General features: G+C 73.5%; 9 protein-coding genes and 1 pseudogene. 5 read left to right on the top strand and 5 right to left on the bottom strand.

Annotated elements, in window-relative coordinates; translation table 11 throughout:
• From E1281_RS33025 to E1281_RS33005, 5 genes and pseudogenes are all read left to right on the top strand, one after another.
• Positions 1-505, top strand: a pseudogene (locus E1281_RS33025) (transposase); the annotation flags it as partial.
• A gap of 14 nt (positions 506-519) precedes the next feature.
• The gene (locus tag E1281_RS33020; RefSeq protein ID WP_131883640.1) at positions 520-783 is read left to right on the top strand and encodes a PqqD family protein; all 264 of its coding nucleotides are present in this window, start codon (positions 520-522) and stop codon (positions 781-783) included.
• 9 nt (positions 784-792) lie between these two features.
• The gene (locus E1281_RS33015; protein ID WP_131883639.1) at positions 793-2,022 is read left to right on the top strand and encodes a YcaO-like family protein; all 1,230 of its coding nucleotides are present in this window, start codon (positions 793-795) and stop codon (positions 2,020-2,022) included.
• 108 nt (positions 2,023-2,130) lie between these two features.
• The gene (locus E1281_RS33010) at positions 2,131-3,159 is read left to right on the top strand and encodes a TIGR03617 family F420-dependent LLM class oxidoreductase (RefSeq protein WP_131883638.1); all 1,029 of its coding nucleotides are present in this window, start codon (positions 2,131-2,133) and stop codon (positions 3,157-3,159) included.
• A gap of 52 nt (positions 3,160-3,211) precedes the next feature.
• Positions 3,212-4,039 carry a TIGR03619 family F420-dependent LLM class oxidoreductase gene (locus tag E1281_RS33005; RefSeq protein WP_131883637.1) on the top strand — a complete coding sequence of 276 codons (828 nt, stop codon included), beginning with the start codon at positions 3,212-3,214 and terminating at the stop codon, positions 4,037-4,039.
• Between the two features lie 10 nt (positions 4,040-4,049).
• On the opposite strand, the gene E1281_RS33000 is transcribed toward E1281_RS33005, so the two are convergent.
• From E1281_RS33000 to E1281_RS32980, 5 genes are all read right to left on the bottom strand, one after another.
• On the bottom strand, positions 4,050-5,363 hold the full coding sequence (locus E1281_RS33000) for a hypothetical protein (RefSeq protein WP_131883636.1): 1,314 nt from the start codon (positions 5,361-5,363) through the stop codon (positions 4,050-4,052).
• A 160-nt stretch (positions 5,364-5,523) separates the two neighbouring features.
• Complete coding sequence (locus tag E1281_RS32995; protein WP_131883635.1) at positions 5,524-6,672, bottom strand: pyridoxal phosphate-dependent aminotransferase; 1,149 nt, start codon at positions 6,670-6,672, stop codon at positions 5,524-5,526.
• The gene (locus E1281_RS32990; protein ID WP_165959211.1) at positions 6,672-7,583 is read right to left on the bottom strand and encodes an amidohydrolase family protein; all 912 of its coding nucleotides are present in this window, start codon (positions 7,581-7,583) and stop codon (positions 6,672-6,674) included. The genes E1281_RS32995 and E1281_RS32990 overlap by 1 nt, the downstream gene beginning before the upstream one ends.
• Positions 7,580-8,218 (bottom strand): bifunctional 4-hydroxy-2-oxoglutarate aldolase/2-dehydro-3-deoxy-phosphogluconate aldolase, encoded by a 639-nt coding sequence (locus tag E1281_RS32985; RefSeq protein WP_131883633.1) that lies wholly within the window; start codon positions 8,216-8,218, stop codon positions 7,580-7,582. The genes E1281_RS32990 and E1281_RS32985 overlap by 4 nt, the downstream gene beginning before the upstream one ends.
• The coding region (locus E1281_RS32980) for a sugar kinase (protein ID WP_165959210.1) at positions 8,215-9,185 on the bottom strand (971 nt) is incomplete at its 5' end. The genes E1281_RS32985 and E1281_RS32980, both read right to left, overlap by 4 nt.

Raw genomic sequence — 9,185 nt, 5'->3', positions numbered from 1 at the left:
CGTCGAGCAGATCCCCGGCACCGGCGACCCCAAGCCGGTCTGGCTGTGGTCCTCACGCACCGGCGCCTGCCCGCAGCACGTCGACCGGCTCTGGCAAGCGTTCCTGCGGCGCTTCGATCTGGAGCACACCTTCCGGCTGTTCAAGCAGACCCTCGGCTGGACCGCACCCAAGTTCCGCACCCCTGAGGCAGCAGACCGGTGGACCTGGCTGATCATCGCCGCGCACACCCAGCTCCGACTCGCCCGTCACCTCACCGAGGATCTACGCCGCCCCTGGGAACGGCCGGCAGCCGCAGGAAGGCTGACCCCGGCCCGGGTCCGCCGGGGCTTCCGGAACATCCGCGCGAAGACCACCCTCCCGGCCGGCGCACCGAAACCCGGCAAACCCGGGCCAGGACGGCCTCCCGGCTCCAAAAACCGGCGCCCCACACCCCGACACGACGTCGGCAAAACGACCAAACGCGAGAAGACCCTTGCAGCCAGACTCGGGCAGGCAGGAGGTTAAAGAACAAGCTGAACATGACCGTTTATGCCCCAGCCGGCGGCGTCGAGTGCAATGACCTCGGGGAGCAGATGCTGCTCACCACCCCGTCCGGAAAGTATCTGGTACTGGAGGGCACGGCCGTGGTGCTGTGGCGGCTCATCGACGGATCGCGGACGCTGGACGACCTCGCGGCCGCCTGCGGCCGGGAGTACGAGGGCGACCCGGCCCAGATCCGCCGGGACTTGGCCGAGGTGCTCGACGACTGGGCCGGGCGCGGCCTGGTGACGGCCGCGGCCTGACGGGACGCCATGCGGGAACGTCTCAGGCTGCGCGTCTTCGGTTCGCCCGTCCAACTCGCCACGGTACGGCCCGCCCTGAGCGAGCAGTTCGACCGGTGGGCCTCGCTGTGGCGGCCGCCGGCCGACCTCGACGTGCGGCATTATTTCGCCCGCCCGGAGCTACTCGGCCACGTCCTCGCCCTGGGCCAGCTCGAACGAGACGACGGCGACCGTCCGATCGAGATCGCCGGATGCGCGACGTCCACCGCCGAGGCGATCACCTCTTGCGTCGGCGAGCTTGTCGAACGCGTCGCGGCCCGCCGCTGGCGTCCGGACGGCGTGCGGGCCACCGCGGCCGAGTTGGGCGCCGCGGGTGATTCCGTCCTGGACGTGCCGAGCGTGATCGGCCGTCCCGTCTTCCCGACCCGCTGGCCGTTTCCCGGCTACACCCCCGATCGCCCGCTGACCTGGGTCCGGGGAACGGCGATGGAGGACGGGCGCCCCGTCTGGATCCCCGAGGCCCTGATCGCCCTCCGCAACATTGCGCTCGAGGACCGGATCAGCGAGATCACCACAATCGGCCTGGCCGCCGGGCCCGACACCGCATCAGCGGTCCGGCACGCCACCGCCGAGGTACTGGAACGCGACGCCGTGATGCGTGTCTGGGCAGGCCAGGCGCGCTTCACCCCGATCCAGGACAAGGCACCCGAGATCACCGAGGCCCTCGAACGCGACGCCCAACTCGGCTGGACCACCGAGCCCCTCCAGACTCCCGCCCTCACCGGACGGGCGGTCGCAGCCGTCCTCACCCGCAAGCCCTCCACCTGCTCGTTCGGGATCGGCTTCAGCGCCCATGACGATCCCGGCCACCGGCTGCGCCACGCACTGGCCGAGGCCGTCCAGGTACGGCTGCTCGCGGCCCTACACGAGAATCGCCGCGTGGACGACGTCACCACGTTCCAGGATCACCTTCTCTACTACTGCAATCCCGATCGCTTCAGCCTGCTCGACCGTCTGACACGGGACCACGACTACTCCTCTCCGCCCGCCTCCGACGCCGACGCCGACGCCGACGCCGACGCCGACGCCGACGAGAACGTATCGGCGGCGTGGGTGAAACTCGCCGGAAACGACGGGCCCTCGGTCGTACGTGTCATAGCAGCGGGCCTCCACCACATGGAAGTCCGCCCCGCCTGCGCGCGATATCCGGTGCATTCGTCCGTGCCGAAGGACCACCACCTCCCCCACCCGTACCCATAGCTCCCGCTACCAGCTCGACATCCGCTCGCCACCGGGGATGCGAAGCTCATCGCGTGAGCCCCGGCTTCGCCGGGAACGGGCGGTATCGCGCGGAATGGAGATCGGGTCGTGAAGCTCGACGTGCAACTGGACGGACGGCCGGACGAGGCGGGCGAGCGTGCCCGCACCCTGATCGCCGCGGGGGTCGACGGCCTGTTCACGTTCGAGGGTCCGCACGACGTGTTCCTGCCGCTGATCGTCGCGGCCGGATCGCCGGACGTGCCGCCGACCGACCTGATGACCAACGTCGCCATCGCGATCCCGCGCAGCCCGATGCAGCTGGCCAACACGGCCTACGACCTGCAACTGCTGAGCAGGGGCCGGTTCCGGCTCGGGCTGGGCTCGCAGATCAGGCCGCACATCGAGAACCGGTACGGCGCGTCCTGGAGCAGACCGGCCGCCCGGATGCGCGAGGCGGTGCTCGCGGTGAAGGCGATCCTGGACGCGTGGCAGAGCGGCGGGCGGCTCGACTTCCGCGGCGAGTTCACCAAGCACACCCTGATGCCCGCGACGTTCGCCCCCGGGCCGAACCCGTACGGCGTGCCGCCGGTCCTGCTCGGTGCGCTGGGCCCGGTGATGACCCGGACCGCGGCCGAGGTCGCCGACGGGCTGCTGGTGATGCCGTTCCACAGCCATCGGCACTTCCGCGAGCGCACGCTCCCGGCGGTGGCCGAGGGCCTGGAGCTGGCGGGCCGCGAGCGCATCGACCTGTACCCGCAGGCGATCGTCGCGACGGGCGGCTCCCCCGGCGAGATCGAGGCCGCGACCTTCGGCGTGAAGGCGCTGCTGGCCTTCTACGGATCGACTCCGGCGTACAGGCCGGTCCTGGACGTCGAGGGCTGGGGGGACCTGCAGCCCGAGCTGAACGCGCTGTCCAAGACCGGCGACATCATGGCGATGACCGGCCTGATCGACGACACGATGACGCGGACCCTGGCGGTCGTCGGAACACCGGCCGAGTGCGCCGCCGAGATCGGGAGGAGGTTCGGCGACGTGGCCGAGCGGATCTGCGCCTACTTCCCCGGCTCGACCCACCCGCCGGAAACGATCACGGCCCTCGCGACCGAGCTGGGGAAGGCGCAAGGGCCGCCGCAGTAGCCGACGGGGCCGCCTGGAACAACGGGGTGGGGCCGGAGCGTTGACGCCGATCATGAAGCTCGGTGTCAACATACTCAACTTCGGTCCGCACGCGACGCCGGAGGAGTTCGCGGAGTGGGGGCGGTTCGCCGAGGAATCGGGGTTCGACTTCGCCATGCTCTCCGACCACCTCGCGGTCACGCCCGACGTCGCCGAGCAGTACCCGGCGCCGTTCTACGATCCGTTCACCGTGCTGGCCTGGCTGGCCGGGACGACCGAGCGGATCGGGCTGGGCACGACGGTCACCGTCCTGCCGTACCGGCACCCGCTGCAGCTCGCGCGCGTCACCGCGAACCTGGACCGGCTCAGCGGCGGACGGCTGATATTCGGGGTGGGCGTCGGCTGGGCGAGGCGGGAGTATGTGGCGCTGGACGTGCCCTTCGAGCAGCGCGGAGCGCTGGCCGACCGGTACCTGGAGGTGATCCTGGACTCCTGGACGCAGGACTCGGTCACGTACGGCGGCGAGACGGTCGATCCGAGGCCGCACCCCGCCCAGGAACCGCATCCGCCCGTATGGGTCGGCGGGCGGGCGCCCGGGGCCCTGCGCAGGGCGGCGCGGTTCGGCGACGCCTGGCACCCGATCAACGTGGCGCCGGACCGGCTCCGCGACGAGGGGCTCCCCGCCCTGCGCAAGGCCGCCGAGGAGGCCGGGCGACCGGTACCGGCACTGGCGCCCCGCATCCGGCTGGACGACGTCGGCCAGGCGCTGCGGCAGGCCGAGGAGTTCGCCGCGCTGGGAGCGACCCATCTGCTGCTCGACACCTATCCGGGCCGCCCCGAACTGGCCACGACGCCCGAGGAGGACCAGCGGAGGCTCGCCGCCTTCCGCGCCTCCTTCTGAGCCCCGGACCCTAGGGCAGCCGGAACCGGGAGACGAAGTCCCAGATGACGGTGTTCGCGTCGATGTCCTGGGTGGTGCCGCCCAGGACCGGGCCGAGGAAGGGGATGCCGCCGGGCCAGTTATGGCCGCCGCCCCTGATCTGGTAAAGGATCACCGGAGCGTCGGCCGGGCACCGGTCATGGGCGTGCCGGGTGACCGTGGTGCCGTCCTCAGGGTGCGTGTCGGGCAGGTCCACGCTGGTGGCGGTGGCGCCGCAGCCGTTGTTGCGCGCCCAGAACGGCGCGGCCGCCGTCGCCGTGCCGTACGGGACGAGCGGGTCCCCGTCACCGTGGATCATCACGATGGGGACGCGGCGGCCGGGACGGCAGGCGGCCTGGTCCCCCAGCTGGCCGGCGACCGGCGCGAACGCGGCGAAGCGCCCGTTCTCGCACGCCATCTTGCTGGTGAAGAACCCGCCGTTGCTCATGCCCGAGGCGTACAGGCGGCGCGGGTCGGCGTTGAAGCGCTCGACCAGGACGTCCTGGAGCGCGGCGACGAAGCCGGGATCGTCGACGTCCGGCTCGGCCGGTCCCCCCGCGACGCCCTGCCAGCCGATCCCGTAGTGCTCCGGCGTGATCATGATGTAGCCGCGGGTCTGCGCGTGGTCGGCCATCCGGCCGAAGAACTCGGCCATCCACGGGGCCTCGAAGAGCCCGGGGAAATGGAAGAGCACCGGACGGGGCGAGCCGTCGTAGTCGTCGGGCAGCCGCAGGATCGCCTTGCGCTCCTGCCCCGCGTGCCTGATGTGGACGGCGTGGTCGCCCGGGTCGGGCCGACGGTCGTGGACGGTGAAACCGACCTCCTGGACGGCGGACCGGCCGTCCCGGCGGACGGTGCCGATGCCCTGCCAGGTGATGACGGCGTCCGACGGCGACCGGACGCCGCCGATGACCTTTGCGGAGATCTCGACCCCGGCGGACTCGTCCTGGACGCTGAAGGTCCCCGACAGCCCGATGATCCAACGGGTCAGCTTGAACGTGACCTCGGCGGGGCCCTGGGAACCGGACACGGTGCCCTGCCCCTGCACCCTTTCGGTCTTGTAGTCGCCCACGGCGTCGTTCACGGCGATTCCGCCGGAGGTCAGGTCGCCGTCCAGCCGGTAGGCGGGTACGCCGGCGGCGGTGACCATGATCCGGTCGGGCCGGAACACGCCGGCCCGCGCCTCCGGGACCACCGCGGAGGGAGGCGCCGGGATCGGCAGCCCGAACGCGAGCGCGGCCAGCGTGATCGACGTGATCAGGCGCCGGCGCGCCGGCCTGCGCGGAGAACCCATGGGGCGAGTCATGACCGACCTTCCTGCGTGCCCCCCCGCGAGCCGCGGCGCCTGCCCGGGATGACCCCCGGTCGTCACCCCGAGGGTAGGCGCGCCCGCGCCCGCCCGCTGCTCACCTGAGCCACACGCTCGCCGTGCCGGTTTGATCAGTCCATGACAAACGCGCCGGCGGTCAGCGGCAGCGGAGGATGCGCTGGATGCCTTCGAGGAGGTCCTCGGTGGCGGTGGCGAGGGAGAGTCGGATCCAGCCCTCGCCGTGCGGGCCGAAGGTCGTCCCGGGGGCGACCGCGACGTGCTGTTCGCGCAGGAGGCGGACGGCCCATGCGGTCACGTCGTCCCCGGACCGGTCCGACACGTCCACCCACAGGTAGAAGGCCCCCTCCGGGCGCTGGTACGGCAGGCCCGCCCGGTCGAGGACGGCCGTGGCCGCCTCGCGCCGCTCGCGGTATGTCTCGCGCGCCACGGCCTTCTGGTCCTGAGGCCCGGTCAGCGCCGCGAGCGCGCCGACCTGCGCGGGCGCGTTCACGCACGCCACCAGCGGTTCCTGGAGCTTGGCGCACACGGGTGCGAGCTCCGGCGGCGCGAGCAGGTAGCCGACCCGCATCCCCGTCATCGCGTAGGTCTTGGAGAAGCTGAAGCAGCTGATCACCCGGTCGTCGGTGTCGAACACGGCGGGGCTGACGTGCGGCCCGTCGAAGGTGATCTCCTCGTAGCACTCGTCGGAGACGAGCCACAGGTCGTGCTCGCGGGCGAAGGCCACCAGCCGTTCGATGGTCTCGCCGGGCAGCACGGTGCCGAGCGGGTTGGACGGCGAGTTCACCACGATCGCCCGGGTCCTCGGGGTGACCAGCCGGGCCAGGTCGGCCGGGTCGGGCCGGAAGCCGTTCTCCGGGCGCAGCTCGTAGCGGACGGGCACCGCCTGGAGGAGCTGGACGAGCATGGCGAAGTTGGGCCAGCCCGGGTCGGGGATCAGCACCTCGTCACCGGCGCCGACGACCGCGGTCATGCCGAGCTGGAGCGCCTGCATGCCGCCCGCGGTGACGATGACCCGCTCGGTGGCCGCGGACTCGATGCCGTTGACCTTGCGCAGCTTCGCGGCGATCGCGTCGCGCAGCTCGGTCACGCCCGCGTTGGGCACGTACCGGGTGCGGCCCTCGGCGTAGGCGCCGGCCGCCGCGTCCAGGACGTGTCCGGGCGTGGCGAAGCTCGGCTCGCCCACGTGCAGCCCGATGACCGGGTCCTGCATCTGCCAGGCCATGTCCATGACGGCGCGGATTCCCGACCGGGGCATCCGCTCGGCGTGGGGTGCGGGGATCGGCATCAGCCCTCCCATTCGTCTCGTGTGTCGGGTCCGGCCTCGGAGGCGAGGCCGGGGAACAGGGACAGCGCGGTGCCGCCGTGCAGAGCGGCGCGCTCGCCGGGCGAGAGGCCGGGCAGTACGTGCCCCGCCAGCTCCAGCAGCTCGGCCGGGCCCGGCACGTCCCTGGTCCACGGGTAGTCGGAGGCCCAGAGCATCCGGCCGGTGCCGTAGGCATCGGCGAACGCGCGCACGACGCCGTCCAGGTCCTTGTACGGCGGCGCCTCGCGCGAGAGCGCGTACTGGCCCGAGAACATCAGGTACGCGTGCGGGTGGCGGGCCAGTTCCAGCACGGTGTCCACCACGGCCGGCGGGAACGGGTCGGCGAAGTACGGCCGGGCGTGCTCGTCCACGCGCATGCCGTGCGGCGCGAACCCCAGGTGGTTGAGGACGATCCGCAGCCCGGGCACGGCACGCGGCAGCTCGCGCAGCAGCGCCAGCTGGTCGGGCGGCAGGTAGCTCCACAGGGGCAGCCCGCGGTCGGCCAGCTCGCGCAGGACGGGCAGCATCGGGCTGTCGGCCAGCGGCCGTCCCGGGTCGCCGAGCCAGCGCGTGCGCAGGCCGGAGAAGCCCTGCGCGACCAGGTCGCGCAGGGCCGCCGGCGGGTCCGGGTCCAGGTCCGGGCGTCTTCCCTGGATCACCGGGCCCGCCACCGCGACCGAGGCGAACCGCCCGGGGTGGGCGGCGCGCGTCTCGGCCACGTACTCGGTCTCCGGGCCGAGCGGGACGAGCACCGCCCGGCCGATCCCGGAGGCCGCCATCACGGCGAGCAGGTCCTCGGCCGGGGCGTCGCGCCCGGCGGGGGCCAGCTCGTCCGCCGCCCGCCGCCGCACGGCGGCGGGGCGGAAGACGTGCGCGTGCGCGTCGACGATCACGGCGCCTTCCCGGCCGCGGCGACCTGGGCGGCGACGGTGGCCGCGCGCCGGGCGATGCCGGGCAGGTCGTCCGGGACGGGCGCGGCCGGGACCAGGTCCGAGCCCAGCCCGACCGCGACGGCCCCGGCGGCGATCCACTCGCCGGCCGTGTCGTGCCGGATGCCGCCGGTCGGAACGAACGCCACCTCGCGGAACGGCCCGAGCAGCGCCTCCAGATAGGGCAGGCCGAGCGCCCCCGCCGGGAACAGCTTGATGACGCGGGCCCCCGCGTCCTGCGCGGCGGCGATCTCGGTGGCGGTCGTGGCGCCCGGCAGCGGCTCCAGGCCGGCGCTGAGCACGGCCCGGATGAGCGCCGTGTCGGTGTGCGGGCTGACGCAGTAGCGGGCGCCGCACGACGCGGCCAGCTCGACCTGCTCGCGGGTGCGGATCGTCCCCGCGCCCAGCAGCGCGTCCGGAGGCAGGGCGGCGCGCAGTTCGCGCAGCGCGGCCGGGGCGTCCGGGTGGTCGAACGTGACCTCCATGGACGTCAGGCCCGCCTCGTACAGCGCGACGCCGGCTTCGGCGATGTGGCGGTGGCCGGTCAGCCGCAGGATGGCGATCGCTCCGCGCAGGTCGGCGGTGTTCAGTGGTGTCATCGCAGAATCCTCCGTGACTCGGCCCCGCGCCGGGCCAGGTCCGCCGTGCGGACCGGGCAGGCGTCGCCGGGCATGGTGTGCTGGAAGGCGCCGGCCCACGCCGCCTTGTCGACGGCCTCGGCGGGGTCGTCGCCGGCCAGCCGGGCGGCCAGCAGCACGCCGAGCGCGGCGTCCCCGGCCCCGAACGCGTCGACGACGCCGGCCTCGTGGTCCGCGCTGGCGAACTCCTCGTCCGCGGTGACGGCGACGACGCGGGTGGTGATCCGGCGGCCGGGCAGCTCGGCGGTCTCGCGGAGGACGACCATCTCGTGCCCGAACTCCCCGATGGCCCGGCGCGCCGACGCGGCCGGGCTCTCGTCCTCGCGGGCGGACGGCAGCAGCCGCACCAGGTCGTGCCGGCTCGCGAGCAGGAGGTCCACCTCCGGCAGGACGCCGCGCAGCACCGGCGCGGCCTGCTCCCACGTCCACATCCTGCTGCGGTGGTTGACGTCGAACGCGGTGACCGCGCCGTTCCCGCGCCCGGCCGACAGCAGGGCCGTGACGGCGGCGGCGGGGCCGGCCCCGAGCGCGCAGGTGATCCCGCTGCTCAGCACCGCGCCGGCGCCGCCGGTCAGGCCCTTCCAGTCGAAGGTGTCCGGGGTGAGCCGCGTCGTGGCGGTACCGCCCCGGTCGTAGAGGACCTCCGAAGGGCGCGGCGGGACGCCCTGCTCGACGAAGTAGAGCGCCGTGCGGGCGTCCTCCTCCCAGTCGATCCGGGTGCCGACGCCGTACGCGTGGGCGTGGGCGGTGATCCGGCGGCCGAGCGGGGTGCCGGCCAGCCGGGAGACCCAGGTGGCGGGCAGGCCCAGCCCGGCCGCCGCGATCAGCGCGTTCAGCTCCGCGCCGCCGACCTCGATGTCCAGGCCGGTGGCGTGGTCGAGGCGCTGGTGCCGGGGCGGGGAGAGGCGCAGGAGCGCCTCTCCCAGCC

The sequence above is a fragment of the Actinomadura sp. KC345 genome, from assembly GCF_004348515.1.
Lineage (GTDB): Bacteria > Actinomycetota > Actinomycetes > Streptosporangiales > Streptosporangiaceae > Spirillospora.
This window is presented reverse-complemented; position numbering and strand designations above follow the sequence as displayed.